This window comes from Micromonospora sp. WMMD754 (assembly GCF_049315235.1).
In the GTDB taxonomy this organism is placed as follows: Bacteria; Actinomycetota; Actinomycetes; order Mycobacteriales; family Micromonosporaceae; genus Micromonospora; species Micromonospora sediminicola.
Window position 1 is genome coordinate 1,267,425 of the sequence record NZ_CP186058.1, and the last position, 16,293, is coordinate 1,283,717.

A 16,293-nucleotide genomic window follows, 5' to 3' on the forward strand; every position below is an offset into this window, starting at 1 on the left:
GTACACGACCGCGCCGCCGAGGTGAAATCGGATCCCCCCGTCGGGTGTCACACCTGATCAGGGCACCACACGCAGGCGCGGCAGCTCCCCGGCGGCGACCGTCTCCGGATCGACCTGGGCGCCGAACCAGGTCTCCAGTCGCTCGTACGGCAGGGGCCGGCTGAACAGGAAGCCCTGGCCGATCTCGCAGCCGATGTCCTGCAACAGCTCCAGGGTCAACTCGCTCTCCACCCCCTCGGCCACCACGGTCAGCCCGAACTGCTGGGAGAGCGTCACCACGGCGTTGACGATGGCCAGGTCGCTCGGATCGGTCGCCATCCCCTGCACGAACGACCGGTCCACCTTCACCTCGTGCACCGGCAGCCGGCGCAGCTGCGCCAGGGACGAGTTGCCGGTGCCGAAGTCGTCCACCGAGAGCCGGACCCCGAGGTCGCGCAGGCTCCGCAGGGTCGGGATGGGACGTTCGGTGCCGTCCAGCACCCCGGCCTCGGTGATCTCCAGGGTGAGCCGCTGCGGAGGGACGCCATATTCCGCGAGCAGGTCGCGCACCAGCGCGGGGAAGTGCTGGTCGGTGAGCGTCCGCGCGGCCAGGTTGACCGAGACGGAGAGCGGCTGGTCGCCGTGGCTCCAGTCGCGGCTGCGGCACAGGCTCTCCCGCAGCACGAACTCGGTGAGCCGGCCGAGCTGGCCGGTGTGCTCGGCCACCGACACGAAGTCTTCCGGCGCGACCGTGCCGTGCGCCGGGTGCTCCCAGCGGGCCAGGCACTCGACCCCTACCAGCCGACGGTCGCGCAGGGTCACCTTGGGCTGGAAGTAGACCTCCAGCGCGGCGTCGTCGAGCGCCCGGCGCAGGTCGCCGGCGAGGTCGAGCCGGCGCAGCGAACGGGACTCCAGCCCCGGACTGTAGAGCTGGACGCTGCCCGGCACCGCCTTCGCCGCCGTCGCCGCCAGGTCGACCCGCTGCAGCAGCGCCTGGGCGTCGCTGCCGTGCTCGGGGTGCACGGCCACCCCGACGGCGGTGTCCACGTCCAGGGTGAGCGCGTCGAACACCATCTCGTCGCGGATCTGCTCCCGCAGCTGACCGGCCAGCTCCAGCGCCGCCTCGGCGCTCTCCAACCGCAGCGTCACCAGGAACTCGTCGCCGCCGGCGCGACCGACCAGGGCGGACGAGGGCGCGCAGACGCGCAGCCGCTGGGCCACCTCGACCAGGACCTTGTCACCGGCCGCGTGGCCGAGCGACTCGTTGACCTGGCGCAGCCGGTCGACGTCGAAGAGCAGCAGCGCCACCACCTCGCCGGGAGCGGCGATCTTGACCGCCTCGGCCACCGCCGCGCTGATCCGGCGCCGGTTCGGCAGCTTGGTCAACGTGTCGTGGTCGGCGTCGTGCCGCAGGCGGTCGACCAGGCGGGAGTTCTCCAGCGCCACGGCGGCGTGCGCCGCGACCGTCTCCACGAGCGCGATGTCCGCCGAGGTGAAGTAGTTGCCGTCGCCGAGCCGGTTGGCCACCTCGAGGGTGCCGATCACCACCGGCCCGGAGCGCAGCGGCACCACCACGGCGTCCTTGACCCGCTGCTGCGTCAGCCGGGCCCGGAACTCGCCGTCGGTCGTCACCCCGTGCCCGACCGCCACCGTACGCCCGGTTTCCCGCACCTTGTCCCGCAGCGCCTGCGGGACGGGGGCCATGTCGAGCAGACCCGGGTCGTCGGGGCGGGCGGTGAGCAGGGTCGCCGGATGCCGCCCCTGGGCCGGCAGCCAGAGGGTCGCGTACTCGGCCTGCATGAGGGCACGGACCCGACCGATGAGGACGTCCGCCAGGGTGCCGCTCTGCCCGCTCTCCACCACCGCCCGGGTCAACTCGTAGAGGTCGGTCAGGGTGCGGTGCTGCCGGAAGAACTGGGCGTAGGAGCGGTAGACCAGGGCGAATCCCGCGCCCAACGCGGCGAGCAGCAGCAGCGACCACCAACTGCTCCGCAGCAGGATCAGCATGATCAGGCCGACGGACACGTTGATCGCGGCCGTCAGCATCACCGTGCGGGTGCTGCGAAGCACGCCCCAGCCGGCCTGCCACCCGTGCAGCAGCACGTGCACCGCCGTCACGCTGGTCATGCTGACCAGCATGAACGTGCCCACCGCCGCGGAGATGCTCAGCCAGGTGCGGGGCCCGACCCCCTCCAGCGGTGGAAAGGCCTGGAGGACCAGCACGGCGAGCGAGGTGCCGGCGGCCACCCGGGCGACGTTGAACCAGACCTTGGGCGCCGCGAAGCGGTGCCGCAGGTGCGTGATGAGAGACGCCAGGGTGTGCACCAGCACCACGGTCAGCGGCGGCAGGAAGAACAGCGCCAGCACGAGCGGAAGCTCGGCCAACGTGACGCCGACCGTCTGCCGGCGGACGACGAGGGTCAGCAGCGGCAACCCCGCCACGACCATGAGTACGAGGAGAAGCACCGCCTGCGGCCATCGGCCGACAGGATGGTCCGCGACGAGGGCCGTCACCGTGGCGCAGGCGACGGCGACCAGCGCCATCGGCGCCGTGATGATCCACGCGTCCTCGGACGACCGGCGTCGTGGATGGTCGCGTCCGGTCATGCCGCTCCTTCGGGCTGGCGCCGCCCTGCTTCGTGGCCGTCGCGGGTCACGGGTAGGTCGGCGAGCGTCGAGGCACGCCCGAGCCCGACCGACGACGCCGACCGGCAGCCCCGGTCAGTTCCAGGTGATGTCCACGAGGACCGCGCCCCCGGTGCTGCCGTCGCCGACGAGACCAGCAGCGCCGCCCAAGAAGGCAGCCAGGACGAAAAGTGAGCCAAGCAGTCGGCCAAACCTTCGACCAAACATGATTGCTCCTGTCGAGAGAGTTTCAGCGAAGGTGGAGGTTCCACGATGGTGCCACACGGGGGGCACGCGCAAAAGGCGTGGAGAACCGCCCCTGTCGCGGCAGACAGGGAAATCATCCGTTCGACTCCCGCGCCCGTCCCTCCGACCCAGCTCGGTGTCACGATCGGTTCCGGCGCTGCTACGGAAGACGCCACACAGCGCCTTCCCGACCAACTGCGCGTAAGACCGAATTCACTCACCACGCTTCATGATCATCTACGCTGACGACAGTGGACCGCGGTCCGGGCGGTGACGGCGACCCCCGACCAGACTCCACCATCGTCGATGTCTGGGCAAGGGCCCACGCTGTCCGATTCGCGGACACCCGTCCCCATCCGGCGGACCGCCGGGAATGGCCCGTGCATGCCGGACGCCGCGAACCCGGCCCACCCCGCACACCCGCGAGTCCCAACGTGGGTGGTGCCGGCCCGGAGGCCCACCGGCCACCTGATGCTCCGCGTTCCCGTCGCCGTCGATCGGATCCGGGTCAGCCCCCGCCCGTGCTCGGCGTGGGCGCCGATTCGGTGACGATCTCGCGTAGCGCGGCCAAGAGGCGCTCCCCCTCGTCGACAGGTAGACCGAACCGGGCACGCGAGAGTGTCGTGGCGTACGGGGCGAGGGCGTCGAGGTCGGCACGTTGTCGCCGTACCTCCGCAACCATCGCGTCCTCGGGGTCGACGTCGACGGCCTCGTCACCGGCACGGCCCTCGGACGCCAGCTCCACGCGGTGGTCGGCGGCGTCGATGGCCCGGCCTGCGACGTGCACGGCGAAGGCCGGCTCCGCATGGAGGTAGCACTCCGCCGCGAAAAGGATCGCCGCGGCCGGGTCGTCGTCGGCGTCATCCGGGCCGTCCTGCCCATCGTTGTGGCAGTACTCGCTGAGATAGAACTCGCCAAGGGCGACGGCGATGGGCTTGAAGGCGGTCTGGTCGCCGGCGGCAGCACGCCACACCAGGTCGAGCAGAGGCCGCAGGCTCTGCGTGAACGGCAGCCGTCGCGGATCCAGACGGATCAACCGCTCCGCCGTGACAGCGGCGAACGCCACCGCCGTACCAGCGCTGGCGGCCAACACCCGCGACCGCACCTGCTCGCTCAGTGTCTGCCAATCCGTCACACCAACCTCCGAACACCGACGCGGGCCACGGCACGACCGACCTCAACGACGGTCAGGGTCAGCCACGGCCAGCCGACGCAGGAGACAAGCAAGGCCCTTGACTCGCGTTTCCGCAGTTCAAGGGCCTTGCTTTCGCCTGGTGGCGGGTAGAGGATTCGAACCTCTGTAGCTTTCGCGACGGATTTACAGTCCGCTCCCATTGGCCGCTCGGGCAACCCGCCAGGGCACCCCACCGCGTCGCAACGCGGCGGCGGAAGCAAGGATAGCGGTTGCCCCCGGCTCCGTCGCAAGCGGGTACCGTCAGGGGGTCCCGGGCTGGTCAGCACGGGACGGAACAGGACACACCGCCGGACAGCAGGAGCAGAAGCATGGCAGCGAACCCGTCGTTCGACATCGTGAGCAAGGTCGACCGCCAGGAGGTCGACAACGCCCTCCGCCAGGCGGAGAAGGAGCTCGCGACGCGGTTCGACTTCCGCGGCACCGGCGCCGAGATCTCCTGGTCGGGCGAGGAGGCGATCGGCCTCCAGGCGGAGACCGAGGAGCGCGTCCGGGCGGCGCTGGAGGTCTTCAAGGAGAAGCTGGTCAAGCGGAACATCTCGCTGAAGTCGCTGGACGCCGGCGACCCCCGGCCGTCGGGCAAGATCTTCAAGATCGACGCCAAGGTGATCCAGGGCATCGAGTCGGACAAGGCCAAGGCGATCAGCAAGAAGATCCGCGACGAGGGCCCGAAGGGCGTCCAGGCGCAGATCCAGGGCGACCAGCTCCGCGTCACCGGCAAGAAGAAGGACGACCTCCAGGCCGTCATCACGCTGCTCAAGGGCGAGGACTTCGGGGTCGCGCTCCAGTTCACCAACTACCGGTAGTCGCGCCCGCCGGCCGCCCGCACGGCGGCCGGCCTTCTGCCCTCGGGCAACTTGCTTGGGGTACGCGCCCCTGATGCGGTCGGCTGGGCACCATGCGACCGACGATGCTGCTCCCCTACCGGCCGGTGTTCGCCCAACCGGTGCTCCGCCGGCTACTGCCCGGGCTCGCCGTCTCCGCTCTCGGCGACGGGCTGGCCCTGGTCGCGGTCACCTGGTTGGCGCTGCACCTCGCGCCGGTCGATCAGCGGGGCACCTGGACGGCGTTCGCGGTGGCCGCGTACACGCTGCCGGGCGCGGCCGGCACGGTGCTGTTCGGCCGGCTGCTGGGCGGACGCGGCGGCGCGCAGCTCGCCGGCTGGGACGCGACGGTCCGCGCGGTCGCGCTGGGGGCGATCCCGGTCGCCCACCTCGCCGGGGTGTTGGACGTCGGGCTCTACGTGGCCCTGCTCGCGGTGTCGTCGCTGCTGCACCCGTGGGGGGCGGCCGGACAGTTCACGCTGGTGGCCGAGTTGCTGCCGCAGCGGCACCACCTGGCCGCCAACGCGCTGCTCGGTCTCTTCGGGCAGGCGGCCACGGTGGTCGGTCCGCCGCTGGCCGGTCTCCTCATCGTCCAGGTCGGCCCGGTGTGGGTGCTCGCGGTCGACGCCGCCAGCTTCGCCGTGCTGGCGGTGAGCTACCGCCTCGCCGTTCCGGCGCGTGAGCGGCGCGCCGGGCGGGCGGCGGGGGACGGTCCGTCGCGTACCTCGGGGTTCCGGATCATCGGGCGGGACCGGTCGTTGCTCGGCCTGCTGTCGCTGACCGTCGGCTTCTTCTTCCTCTTCGGACCCTTCTACGTCGCCATGCCGGTGCTGGTCAGCGAGGACCCGCACGCCTCCGCCGCGACGCTCGGCGCCTACTACACCGCGTTCGGGGTCGGCTCGCTGCTCGGCGGCCTGGTCACCGGCCACCTGCGCGGGTGGCCGTTGCGGCCCACGCTCGTCGGCGTGGTGGTGGCTTTCGGCGCCGCGTTGCTGCCGCTCGGGCTGGGTGCGCCGTTCGCCCTGGCGCTGCCGGCCTTCGCCCTGGCCGGCCTGGCCTGGGCGCCCTACCGGCCGACCTCCACCGCGCTGGTCCAGAGCCGTGCCGACGCCGGGGACCTGCCCCGCGTGCTGGCGGCCAACGGGGCGGTCACCGTGCTGGCGGTCCCGCTGGGGACCATGCTCGGCGGCCCGCTGACCGCCGCGCTCGGCGCGCGGCCCACGCTGCTGGCCTGCGCCACGGCGATCCTCGCGCTCGGTGTGGTCACGGCCGGGTTCCTCGCCCGCCCCGGGCCGGGGCGGCGCTCCCGGAGGAGGGCCGGGCCGCCGGCGGAGGACCGCCGCGGCCACCCTTACCGGGACCGGGAGGAACCGTCGGCCGGCGAGGTGGACCGGGTACGGCCCGGAGTGCCCTGATCCCGGTGCAACCGCCGGACCCGCCGCGGGGTGTCGTGTGGTGAGAGCGGACACGGGGAGGTCGGTATGGACGGGTCCGAGGAATTCGACGCCTTCTACACCGCGACCGCCCGGCGGGTCGTGCACCACGTCTACGCCCTCTGCGGTGACCTGGCCGAGGCCCAGGACGTGACGCAGGAGGCGTACGCGCGGGCCTGGCAGCGCTGGTCGACCGTCGGGGCGTACGAGGATCCGGAGGGCTGGGTGCGGATGGTGGCCTGGCGGCTGACCGCCAACCGCTGGCGTGGCCTGCGGCGCTGGTTCGCCGCCCGGGCGCGGTTGGGCCGGGACGCCCCGGTGCCCGGCCCGGGCCCGGACCGGGTCGCGGTGCTGGCGGCGCTGCGCCGGCTGCCGGACGCGCAGCGGCTGGTCGTCGTCCTGCACCACCTGCACGACCTGCCCGTGGCGGAGATCGCCCGGAGCACCGGCATGCCGGTGGGGACGGTCAAGTCGCACCTGTCCCGGGCACGCGCCGCGCTCGCCGTTCTGCTCACCGACGAGAAGGAGGAGATCGATGTCGGCACGCATCGGTGACGCCCTGCGGGCGTTGGAGCACGACGTGGCCGGGCTGCGGTTGAGCCCGTCGGCGGAGGTACGGGCCCGGGGTCGGGCGCGCAGCCGGCGACGGGCGACGGTCCTGGCCGGGGTGGCGACGGTGGCGGTGGCCGGTGGCGCGGCAACCCTGCCGGCGCTGCTCGGGCCGGCGGCGTCGCCGGTGCCGGTCGGCGGCGGCGCGGGCGCGGCGTCCGCGACGCCGTCGGCCCGCTGTCACGCCGACCGGCCGGTGCGGCTGGACGTCGTGTTCCGGCCGGGCACGGGTGATCCCCAGCTCGGGGAGGTGAGCTACCGGATCTCGCAGGCGCGGGGGGACGTCGGGCTGCGCTGCGGCGGCCTGACCGTCGCGTCCCGGCCGGACCCCACCGGACGGGTCGTCACCTCGGTTCTGCTGGCAGACGGTGAGGACCCGACGCCGATCCGGGACGCGGTGGCGGGGCTGCCCGGGGTGGAGCGGGTGGTGGTGACCGGCGATCGGTGAGCGCTCAGGCGGCGAGCGACTGCTCGGCGCGTACGGCGGTGGCTTCGGCCCGGGCGATCGGGCCGGCCGGCAGCGCGGCGACCAGGGCGCCGACGCCGACCGCCGCCCCGGCGAAGACGAACGCCCACGGCACGCCGCCGGCGTGGTCGACGATCAGCCCGGCGATCGACCCGCCGGCGGCGCTGGCCGCCACCGACATGGTGACCACCCAGGTGTACGCCTCGTTCAGCATGCCGGCCGGGGCGATGCGCCCGACCAGGGTGTTCTCCAGGGTGAGCGCGGGGGCGATGGCGGCGCCGCCGAGCACCAGCGCGACGCCGAGCGCCGCCGGGTCGGGGATCACCGCGAAGACGGCGAGGCTGGCCGCGACGGTGGCGAGCAGCCAGGCGAACTGGCGGGTCATGTTGGCGGCCGGCTTGCGCACGCCGAACCAGAAACCGCCGACGGCGCTGCCGATGCCCCAGACGGCGAGCAGCACGCCGGCCAGGCTCTCCGGGTCGGCGGTGCCGGTGTTCGCGGCGAAGGCCGGGACGATCACGCCGGAGGCGCCGAACGCGATGCCGAGGCTGGCCACACAGACGAGCAGCGCGGGAAAGCCGCCGACCCGCAGCGGGCCGAGGCCGCGCGCGTGGTGCTCCCGGGGGTGCGGGCGCCAGCCGCGCATGACCCGGCCGAGGGCGACCGTGCCGGTGCCGACCAGGGTGACCACGGCGGCGCCGACCAGCGCGGCGGACGCGTCGGCGAGCAGCACGAACCCGGCCACCAGCAGCGGCCCGAGCACGAAGACGACCTCGAAGAGGGAGGTCTCGGCGGCGAGCGCGGTGTTACGCAGGTGCGCCCGGCCGGTGGCCGGTGCGGTGAGGTCGTTCCAGGCGCCCCGGATCGCGGCGGTGAGCGGCGGGTAGGTGGCGCCGGCGACGCCGGCGGCCAGGTAGATCACGGCGAGGTTGCCGGCCCCGGAGCGGCTGGCGGCGAGCAGCCCGAGCAGGGCGAGCGGGTGGGCCAGCGCGGTGGCCAGCAGCACCGGCGTGGGTCCGACCCGGTCGGCGATCCGGCCGGCGACCGGGCTGAGCGCGGCGCCGGCGAGCGCGTAGATGCCACCGGCGACGGCGGCCAGGGAGTAGCGGCCGGTGACCTGCTCGACGACGAGCAGCAGCGCCAGCGGGGTCATGCCGATCCCGAGCCGGCCGACGATGCCGAGGATCAGCAGCATCGGCGCGCCGGGGATCCGCCAGACGCCCAGGTACTGGCGCAGTGCGGCCACGGTCGAACCTCCGGGTGGTAATGAGTGGGAGACGTTTCGACCCTAACGGCGCGACATGACCGGGGGAAACGCATTGTGCCCGGACACACCACCGCGCCCGCGTCGTGGGACGCGGGCGCGGTGCGGAGTACGGCGGGTCAGCGCTGGAACTGCACCGGCCCGGAGTTGCGGGCCATCTGCTCCAGGCGGGCCACCCGCTGCTCCATCGGCGGGTGGGTGGCGAACATCGCGGCGATGCCGCCGCCCCGCTTGAACGGGTTGTCGATCATCAGGTGGGCGGTGCTGGTGAGCTGGCCCTGCGGCGCCAGCGGGCGGCTCTGCGTACCCATGTGGATCTTCCGGAGGGCGCTGGCCAGGGCGAGCGGGTCGCGGCTCAGTTCGGCGCCGGACGCGTCGGCCTGGTATTCGCGGCTGCGGCTGATCGCCAGCTGGATCACGGTCGCCGCGATCGGGCCGAGGATCAGGGTGAGCAGCAGCACGGCCGGGTTCGGGCCGTCCTCGTCGTCGGAGGAGCCGAGCGGGATGAACCAGGCGATGTTGGCCAACATGGTGATGATGCCGGCCAGGCCCGCCGCCACGCTGGAGATCAGGATGTCCCGGTTGTAGACGTGGGACAGCTCGTGCCCGATCACTCCGCGCAGCTCCCGGTAGTCGAGGATCTCCACGATCCCCTGGGTGACGCAGACCGCCGCGTGCTCCGGGTTGCGCCCGGTGGCGAACGCGTTGGGCTGCGCCGTCGGGCTCACGTAGAGCCGGGGCATCGGCTTGCCGGCCTGGGTGGAGAGCTCCCGCACCATCCGGTACAGCTCGGGGAACTGGGCCTCGCTGACCGGTTGCGCCCGCATCGAGCGCAGGGCGAGCTTGTCGGAGTAGAAGTAGGTCACACCGTTCATCAGCAACGAGACGACGACGGCGATGACGAGACCGCCGCTACCGCCGAACCAGTAGCCGACCGCGAGGATCAGCGAGGTCAACAGGCCGAGCAGCGCTGCGGTCTTCAGACGGTTGTGATGCACGATCGCTCCTTCGGTGCGCGGGCCCACGCGGGGGACCCGCTGACCGGTTCAACACACCGGTACCCGTCAACCATCCGGCTCATGGCTGAAAGTTGGCTGGGGATCGCTGTGTGCCCGCTGAACCAACCGCCCACCCGGGCACGAACCGCCTCAGCGGGCGGCGACGTCCAGCACGAGCTGCGGTGCGACACCGATCACCACGGCCGCCACGGTGGCCACGCCGAGCGCCACCAGCACCAGGCGCGCCGGGCGGAGCGGGGCGGCGGCCGGGTCGGGCGCGGCGTAGAGCGACGCGGCCACCCGCAGGTAGTAGGCCAGGCCGAGCACCGCGTTCAGCGCCACCACCAGGGCCAGCCAGCCGGCGTGCCCGGCCAGCAGCGACCGCACCACCGTCACCTTCGCGAACAGCCCGGCCAGCCCCGGCGGCAGGCCGGCCAGCCCGATCAGCGCCAGCGCGAACGCACCGCCCACCCACGGGTGCCGGCGGGCCGCGCCGCGCAGGTCGGCCAGCGTGCCGCCGTCGCCGTCCGTCGGCCGCAACGCCACCACCGCGGCGAACGCGGCCAGCTCCAGCAGCACGAAGAAGACGGTGTACGCGACCGCCGCCGCGTAGGCCCCGGCCCGGGCGTCGGGGGTGCGGCCGGCGGCCAGCGCCAGCGCGCCCAGCGGGGCCAGGATGTAGCCCGCCTGCGCCACCGACGACCAGGCCAGCAACCGCACGGTACGCCGCTGGCGCAGCGCCACCAGGTTGCCCACGGTCATGGTCAGCACCGCCAGCACCGCCAGCACCGGACCGGTCACCTCGCCCGGCAGCGCCCGCTGCACCACCGCCAGCAGCGCCACCACGCCGCCCAGCTTCGAGGCGGTCGACAGGTAGGCGGCCACCGGCAGCGGCGCGCCGTCGTAGGTGGCCGGCGCCCAGGCGTGGAACGGCACCGCGGCGACCTTGAACGCCAGCCCGGCCACCACCAACGCCACCGCGACCGTGGTCAGCGGCAGGTCGGTCAGGTCGTCCCGGGCGGCCAGCGTGGCGCCGAGCCGGTCCAGGTGCAGCGTGCCGGTCACCGCGTAGAGCAGCGCCGCGCCGAGCAGCGTCACCGTGGTGGCGACCACGCTGACCACGAAGAACGTCACCGCCGCCTCGGCGCCGGCCAGGCTGCCCCGCCGCAGCCCCACCAGCACGTAGAGCGGCAGGGTCAGCGTCTCCAGCGCCACGACGAGGGTGATCAGGTCGCCGGCCGCGCCGAGCACCACGCCGCCGGTCATCGCGCAGGCGAGCAGGAAGCAGTATTCGCCGGTCGGGGTGCGCCCGGCGCGCAGCAGCGGACCGGAGATGGCCAGCACACCGAGGGTGAGCAGGGCGACCACCACCGCCACCAGGGCGGCCCGGCCGTTCCACACCCAGGAGCAGTCCGCCGCGACACAGAACGTGCGCCGGTCGCCGGCAGCGCCGACGAGCCCGGCACCCAGCGCCGTGCCGGCCGCGCCGAGCGACGCCACGGCGACGGTGACGGCGGGACGCGCCACCAGCAGGTCGACCAGGAGCACCAGCACGGCCGTGCCGGCGGCCAGGTACGCCGGCAGCAGCGCCACGTTGTCGACGCTCTGCACCAGGCTCATGGAACGACCCCCAGCAGGGCCTCCACCGGACCGGAGGCGTAGGAGAGGACCAGCGCGGGCGCCAGGCCGACCGCGAGGGCGAGCAGCACCAGCGGCGCCCAGGCCGTCAGTTCCGCGCCGGCCAGGCCGGGCGTGAGGCCGGCCACCGCCGGGCCGGGCCGGCCGTGGGTGACCCGGCGCAGCAGCCGGAGGAAGTACGCGGCGGTCAGCGCCCCGCCCAGCGCCGCCAGCACGGCCAGCGTCAGCCACAGCGGGCCGCCCCGCCGCACGGCCGCCACCACCGCGAACGCCTCGCCCCAGAAGCCGGCCAGCCCGGGCAGCCCCAGCGAGGCGACCGCCGCGAAGCCAAGCAGCCCGGCCAGCCGGGGCGCGGTCTCCCGCAGCCCGGACAGCTCGGCCAGCGCGCCGGTGTGCGTCCGGTCCTTGACCGCGCCGGCCAGGAAGAACAGCAGGCCGGTGATGACCCCGTGGGCGATGTTGCCGATCAACGCGGCCTGGAGCCCGGTGGCGGTGAGCGTGGCCACGCCGAGCAGCACGAAGCCCATGTGGCCCACGCTGGAGTAGGCGATCAGCCGCTTCAGGTCGTCCTGGGCCAGGCAGACCAGGCCGCCGACCAGAATGGCCGCCACGGCGAGCACGCCGAGCGCCGGCGACGCCCAGCGGGCGCCCTCCGGCGCCACCCCGACGGCGACCCGGATCAGCCCGTACGTGCCCATCTTGAGCAGCACCCCGGCGAGGATCACGCTGCCGACGGTGGGCGCCTGGGTGTGCGCGTCGGGCAGCCACGAGTGCAGCGGCCAGAGCGGGCTCTTCACCGCGAACGCCAGCGCCAGCAGCGTGAACGCGGCGAACTGGGTGCCCCGGGACAGGCCGACGCCGCCGGTCAACGCCACCAGGTCGGCGGTGCCCGCCTCGGCCACCACCACGTAGACGCCGACCAGCAGCAGCACCGAGCCGAACAGCGTGTAGAGCGCGAACTTGCGCGCCGCGCGCCGCCGGTCGTTCCCGCCCCAGCCGGCGATGATCGCGTACATGGGCAGGAGGACGACCTCGAAGAAGAGGAAGAAGAGCACCAGGTCGAGCGCGAGGAACGTGCCGAGGATGCCCACCTCGACCGCCAGCAGCAGCGCCACCAGGGCCCGCCCGCTGCCGCCGCCGGCCGGCACCCGCCACAGCGTGTACGCGCAGCACAGCAGCGTGAGCAGCGCGGTCAGCACCACCAGCGGCCAGGAGATGCCGTCCACCCCGAGGTGGAAACGCAGGTCGAGCCCGGGCACCCACTGCAGGTCGAGCCGGTGCCAGGGCTGCACGGCCGGGCGCGGCCCGTACCCGAACCAGCCGTGCTCGCCGCCGACCAGCGGCAGCGTCGCCAGCAGCGTCAGCGCGGCGGCGACGGTGCCGACCAGCCGGCCGGCCCGGTCCCCGGGCACGGCCGCAGTCGCGATCGCGCCCAGCGCCGGGACCGCGAGCACCGCGACCAGCAGGACCTGCCCGAACGTCATGAGGTGACTCCGATCAGGGCGACCGCCAGGCCGATCAGCAGCGCGCCGGCCAGCACGCCGGCCGCCGCGCGCGGCAACGCCGCCCGGTGCAGCGCGGCCAGCCCGCCGCCCAGCTCCACCGCCGCTCGGCCGCTCCCCTCGACCAGACCGTCCACGCCCAGCTCGTCGCCGGTCCGCACTGCCCGCGCCAGCGCGCCGGTCGGGCGTACGACGAGGGCGTGCTGGACGTCGTCGAGCCGGAACGCCCGGGCGAACACCGGCCGCAGCGGGCCCAGGTAGCGGGCCGGGTCGGCGGCCGGGTCGCGGCGCCAGCCGGCCCAGCCGACGCCCGCGCCGACCAGCAGCAGCACGAACGGCAGGATCAGGTTCGGCGCGAGGTGGACCAGCTCGACCGCCTCGCCGGTGGCCGCGTCGGCCGGCACCCGCAGGCGGTCGGCGAACCAGGGCAGGAAGGCGGCCAGGCCGAGCAGCGCGGCCGGGACCGCGAGCAGCAGCACCGGCAGGCGCAGCGACGCCGGCGGGTCGTGCGGCCGGACCAGCGGCATCCGGGTGGCGCCGAAGAAGGTGCGCAGCAGCAGGCGGGTCGCGTACCAGGCGGTGACCGCGACACCGAGCAGCCCGGCCAGCCAGACCAGCCAGCCCACCCAGGGCGCGGTCGGACCGGCCCCGTCCAGCGCGGCGGCCTCGGCGGCGGCGAGCACGCCGTCCTTGCTCCAGAAGCCGGACAGCGGCGGGACCCCGGCCAACGCGCCGAGGCCGACCACCATGCACCAGAACGTGACCGGCATGCCGGCCCGCAGGCCACCCATCCGGGACATCAGCGTGGTGCCCACGGCGTGGATCACCGCGCCGGCGGCGAGGAACAGCAGCGCCTTGAACGCGGCGTGGGTGAGCAGGTGGAAGAGCGCGACCGCCGGCGCGCCGACCGCCAGCGCGCCGGTCATGTAGCCGATCTGGGAGACCGTCGACCAGGCGAGCACCCGCTTGATGTCGTCCTGGGCGGTGGCGGCGAACGCGCCGAGCAGGATGGTCACCGACGCCATCACGCCCAGCACGGCGAGCGCGGCCGGGGCCTGCTCGAACAGCGGGAACAGCCGGGCCACCGCGTACACCCCGGCGGCGACCATGGTGGCGGCGTGGATCAGCGCGGAGACCGGCGTCGGGCCGGCCATCGCGTCGGGCAGCCAGGTGTGCAGCGGGAACTGGGCGCTCTTGCCGGCCACGCCGGCGAGCAGCAGCAGGCAGGCGGCGGTCAGCGTGCCGGCGCCGTAGTCGTGGGCCAGCACGTCGGCGATCCGGAAGCTGCCCGCGCCCACGCCGAGCAGCGCGATGCCGAGCAGGAAGCCGACGTCACCCACCCGGGTGACCAGGAACGCCTTGACCGCCGCGCCGGGCGCCTCGGGCAGCCGCCGGTCGTGGGCGATGAGCAGGTACGAGCAGATGCCCATCACCTCCCAGCCGACCAGCAGCATGATCAGGTCACCGGACACCACCACGGTGAGCATGGCGGCGGTGAAGAGGCTGAGCTGCGCCGCGTACGGCGGGTAGCGGTGGTCGACGTCGACGTCGTCGTGCGGGCCGCGCCGCAGGTAGCCGGTCGAGTAGACCTGCACCGCCAGCGCCACCGCGGCGACCGCGGTGGCGACCAGCACCGCCACGCCGTCCAGTCGCAGGCCCAGCGTGACCCGCAGACCGCCCAGGTCGACCCAGGTGGTGGCCGCCTCGACCGGCCCGTCCACCCGGACCAGCAGCACCAACGCGGCCAGCAGGGCCACCGCCGCGCCGGCCACGCCCAGCGCGACGGCGGACCGCCGGGCCGGCGCCCGGTCCCCGCTCGACGCGGGCGGCAGCAGCAGCCCGACCAGGCCGGCGGCCAGCGGCGCGCCCGGCAGCGCGGCCGCGAGCCACACCGTCGACGTGCTCATGGACGCACCTCGTCCGGCACACCCGTGGGTCGCCCCTGGCGCACCTCGTCCGGTACGGCCGGCGCCCGCTCGCCGAGCGGGACGTCGTCAACTGTCACGCTGGCCCGCAGCCGGTAGAGCTGGAGCACGATGGCCAGCCCGACACCGATCTCGGCGGCGGCGAGCACGATGACGAACAGCGCGAACACCTGCCCGGAGTGCGGCAGCGCCGCCCGGACCGTGGTGTCGGCGGTGACCAGGACCAGGTTGACCGCGTTGAGCATCAGCTCCACCGCCATCAGCACCAGGACCGCGTTGCGCCGGCGCAGCACGCCGTAGACGCCGAGGCCGAACAGGAGCGCGGCGGTGACGTACGGAATGACCGGCCTCACCGGCGCCCGCCCTCGTCGGCGGCCACGGCGGCCGGTTCGGGCCGGGCCGGGCCCTCGTCGGCCGGGCCGCTGCCGGCGGCCGGCGCCACGGTCGGGCCGGACGAAGACGGGCGGCCGATGTCCGGGCGGGAGAGCACGATCGCGCCGACCAGCGCGGCGAGCAGCAGCACCGAGAGCACCTCGAACGGCAGCACCCAGGAGCGGAAAACCTGCTCGCCGAGGCGCTCGGCGGTGCCTGCGGCGGGCAGCTCCACCCGGGACCAGCGGAACGCGTCGACCAGCAGCACGGCCAGGCCGAGACCGCTGCCGGCGCCGACGAGCGCGGCCGGCCAGCCGGGCCGGTCCAGGTCGTCGGAGGGACCGATCGGGGCGCGGGTCAGCATCACCGCGAACAGCAGCAGCACCACCACCGCGCCCACGTAGATCAGCACCTGCACCCAGGCCACCAGCTCGGCGGTGAGCACCAGGTAGTCGCCGGCCAGCGCGCCCAGGCAGACCACCAGCCACAACCCGGCCCGGACCAGGTGCCGGGTGGCCACCACCAACGCGCCCGCGCCCACCGCGACCGCGCCGAGGGCGAGCAGCAGCACGTCCGCGCCGGTCACGAGGCCGCGCCTCCGCCCGGGGAGTCGGCGGCGTCGGGGCGTACCCGGGTCGGGGTCGGACGGGCGGGCGGGCCGGTGGCCTTGCGGGCGGCGGTGGTCTCCTCCTTCGAGGGGTCGCCGAGCGGGTCGTGGGCCGGCGGCGGGGGCACGGTGGCCATCCACTCGCCCAGGTGGTCCTTGTCGTGCAGCAGGTCCTTGATGTCGTACTCGGCGTACTCGAACTCGGGCGACCAGTAGAGCGCGTCGAACGGGCAGACCTCGATGCAGATGCCGCAGTACATGCAGAGCGAGAAGTCGATGTCGAACTTGTCGAGCACGTTGCGCTGGCGGGGGCGGGCGGCGCCGGGCACCGCCACCTCCTCCTTGTGCGAGTCGATGTAGATGCACCAGTCCGGGCACTCGCGGGCGCAGAGCATGCAGACCGTGCAGTTCTCCTCCAGCAGCGCGATCACGCCGCGGGAGCGGGGCGGCAACTCGGGGGCCACGTCCGGGTACTGCTGAGTGGTCGAGCGGCGGGTCATCGTCTTCAACGTGACCGCCAGCCCCTTCACCAGCCCGGCGCCGGGCACTCCACCGTGCTCGCTCATGCCGCCCATCCTGCCCTGTGGCCCGGGCGCGCGCGACCACCCCCCGA

14 protein-coding genes and 1 tRNA gene are annotated in these 16,293 nt (G+C 74.2%); 4 read left to right on the forward strand and 11 right to left on the reverse strand.

The window, feature by feature from the left end; genetic code table 11:
* Window positions 1–57 precede the first annotated feature (57 nt).
* The 3 genes from ACN27B_RS05985 to ACN27B_RS05995 all read right to left on the reverse strand — a co-directional run bounded on the left by ACN27B_RS05985 (window position 58) and on the right by ACN27B_RS05995 (window position 4,206).
* A complete protein-coding gene (locus ACN27B_RS05985) occupies window positions 58–2,586 on the reverse strand; it encodes a putative bifunctional diguanylate cyclase/phosphodiesterase (RefSeq protein ID WP_099163628.1) in 2,529 nt (842 codons plus the stop codon).
* A 772-nt stretch (window positions 2,587–3,358) separates the two neighbouring features.
* Window positions 3,359–3,985: a hypothetical protein gene (locus tag ACN27B_RS05990; RefSeq protein WP_422743833.1), complete on the reverse strand. Its 627-nt coding sequence runs from the start codon at window positions 3,983–3,985 to the stop codon at window positions 3,359–3,361.
* A 137-nt stretch (window positions 3,986–4,122) separates the two neighbouring features.
* Window positions 4,123–4,206, reverse strand: a tRNA-Tyr gene (locus tag ACN27B_RS05995).
* A gap of 147 nt (window positions 4,207–4,353) precedes the next feature.
* Here ACN27B_RS05995 and ACN27B_RS06000 point away from each other — a divergent pair.
* The 4 genes from ACN27B_RS06000 (at window position 4,354) to ACN27B_RS06015 (ending at window position 7,356) form a co-directional block, all read left to right on the forward strand.
* The gene (locus ACN27B_RS06000) at window positions 4,354–4,848 is read left to right on the forward strand and encodes a YajQ family cyclic di-GMP-binding protein (protein WP_091569971.1); all 495 of its coding nucleotides are present in this window, start codon (window positions 4,354–4,356) and stop codon (window positions 4,846–4,848) included.
* A gap of 92 nt (window positions 4,849–4,940) precedes the next feature.
* Window positions 4,941–6,281, forward strand: a complete 1,341-nt coding sequence (locus ACN27B_RS06005; RefSeq protein ID WP_422743836.1) for an MFS transporter — start codon at window positions 4,941–4,943, stop codon at window positions 6,279–6,281.
* Between the two features lie 66 nt (window positions 6,282–6,347).
* Window positions 6,348–6,854: a SigE family RNA polymerase sigma factor gene (locus tag ACN27B_RS06010; RefSeq protein WP_099163625.1), complete on the forward strand. Its 507-nt coding sequence runs from the start codon at window positions 6,348–6,350 to the stop codon at window positions 6,852–6,854.
* Window positions 6,835–7,356: a hypothetical protein gene (locus ACN27B_RS06015; protein WP_422743838.1), complete on the forward strand. Its 522-nt coding sequence runs from the start codon at window positions 6,835–6,837 to the stop codon at window positions 7,354–7,356. Before ACN27B_RS06010 ends, ACN27B_RS06015 begins: the two co-directional genes overlap by 20 nt.
* A gap of 4 nt (window positions 7,357–7,360) precedes the next feature.
* On the opposite strand, the gene ACN27B_RS06020 is transcribed toward ACN27B_RS06015, so the two are convergent.
* The 8 genes from ACN27B_RS06020 to ACN27B_RS06055 form a co-directional block, all read right to left on the reverse strand.
* A complete protein-coding gene (locus tag ACN27B_RS06020; protein WP_281587919.1) occupies window positions 7,361–8,620 on the reverse strand; it encodes an MFS transporter in 1,260 nt (419 codons plus the stop codon).
* A gap of 137 nt (window positions 8,621–8,757) precedes the next feature.
* Window positions 8,758–9,636 (reverse strand): zinc metalloprotease HtpX, encoded by an 879-nt coding sequence (htpX, locus tag ACN27B_RS06025; protein ID WP_098747885.1) that lies wholly within the window; start codon window positions 9,634–9,636, stop codon window positions 8,758–8,760.
* 150 nt (window positions 9,637–9,786) lie between these two features.
* The gene (locus ACN27B_RS06030) at window positions 9,787–11,256 is read right to left on the reverse strand and encodes an NADH-quinone oxidoreductase subunit N (RefSeq protein WP_422743839.1); all 1,470 of its coding nucleotides are present in this window, start codon (window positions 11,254–11,256) and stop codon (window positions 9,787–9,789) included.
* Window positions 11,253–12,758, reverse strand: a complete 1,506-nt coding sequence (locus ACN27B_RS06035) for a complex I subunit 4 family protein (protein WP_099163621.1) — start codon at window positions 12,756–12,758, stop codon at window positions 11,253–11,255. Before ACN27B_RS06035 ends, ACN27B_RS06030 begins: the two co-directional genes overlap by 4 nt.
* Window positions 12,755–14,683 (reverse strand): NADH-quinone oxidoreductase subunit L, encoded by a 1,929-nt coding sequence (locus ACN27B_RS06040; protein WP_099163620.1) that lies wholly within the window; start codon window positions 14,681–14,683, stop codon window positions 12,755–12,757. Before ACN27B_RS06040 ends, ACN27B_RS06035 begins: the two co-directional genes overlap by 4 nt.
* On the reverse strand, window positions 14,680–15,054 hold the full coding sequence (gene nuoK / locus ACN27B_RS06045; protein WP_099164902.1) for an NADH-quinone oxidoreductase subunit NuoK: 375 nt from the start codon (window positions 15,052–15,054) through the stop codon (window positions 14,680–14,682). Before nuoK ends, ACN27B_RS06040 begins: the two co-directional genes overlap by 4 nt.
* Window positions 15,051–15,659 carry an NADH-quinone oxidoreductase subunit J gene (locus ACN27B_RS06050; protein ID WP_099163619.1) on the reverse strand — a complete coding sequence of 203 codons (609 nt, stop codon included), beginning with the start codon at window positions 15,657–15,659 and terminating at the stop codon, window positions 15,051–15,053. The genes nuoK and ACN27B_RS06050 overlap by 4 nt, the downstream gene beginning before the upstream one ends.
* Complete coding sequence (locus tag ACN27B_RS06055) at window positions 15,656–16,246, reverse strand: NuoI/complex I 23 kDa subunit family protein (protein ID WP_172967915.1); 591 nt, start codon at window positions 16,244–16,246, stop codon at window positions 15,656–15,658. Before ACN27B_RS06055 ends, ACN27B_RS06050 begins: the two co-directional genes overlap by 4 nt.
* Between the last annotated feature and the right edge of the window lie 47 nt (window positions 16,247–16,293).

Bases quoted from the DNA above. Each gene is read 5' to 3' on its own strand.
- ACN27B_RS05985 (WP_099163628.1), bottom strand. From the start codon at position 2,586: ATGACCGGACGCGACCATCCACGACGCCGGTCGTCCGAGGACGCGTGG.
- ACN27B_RS06000 (WP_091569971.1), top strand. From the start codon at position 4,354: ATGGCAGCGAACCCGTCGTTCGACATCGTGAGCAAGGTCGACCGCCAG.
- ACN27B_RS06005 (WP_422743836.1), top strand. From the start codon at position 4,941: ATGCGACCGACGATGCTGCTCCCCTACCGGCCGGTGTTCGCCCAACCG.
- ACN27B_RS06010 (WP_099163625.1), top strand. From the start codon at position 6,348: ATGGACGGGTCCGAGGAATTCGACGCCTTCTACACCGCGACCGCCCGG.
- ACN27B_RS06015 (WP_422743838.1), top strand. From the start codon at position 6,835: ATGTCGGCACGCATCGGTGACGCCCTGCGGGCGTTGGAGCACGACGTG.
- ACN27B_RS06030 (WP_422743839.1), bottom strand. From the start codon at position 11,256: ATGAGCCTGGTGCAGAGCGTCGACAACGTGGCGCTGCTGCCGGCGTAC.
- ACN27B_RS06035 (WP_099163621.1), bottom strand. From the start codon at position 12,758: ATGACGTTCGGGCAGGTCCTGCTGGTCGCGGTGCTCGCGGTCCCGGCG.
- ACN27B_RS06040 (WP_099163620.1), bottom strand. From the start codon at position 14,683: ATGAGCACGTCGACGGTGTGGCTCGCGGCCGCGCTGCCGGGCGCGCCG.
- ACN27B_RS06055 (WP_172967915.1), bottom strand. From the start codon at position 16,246: ATGAGCGAGCACGGTGGAGTGCCCGGCGCCGGGCTGGTGAAGGGGCTG.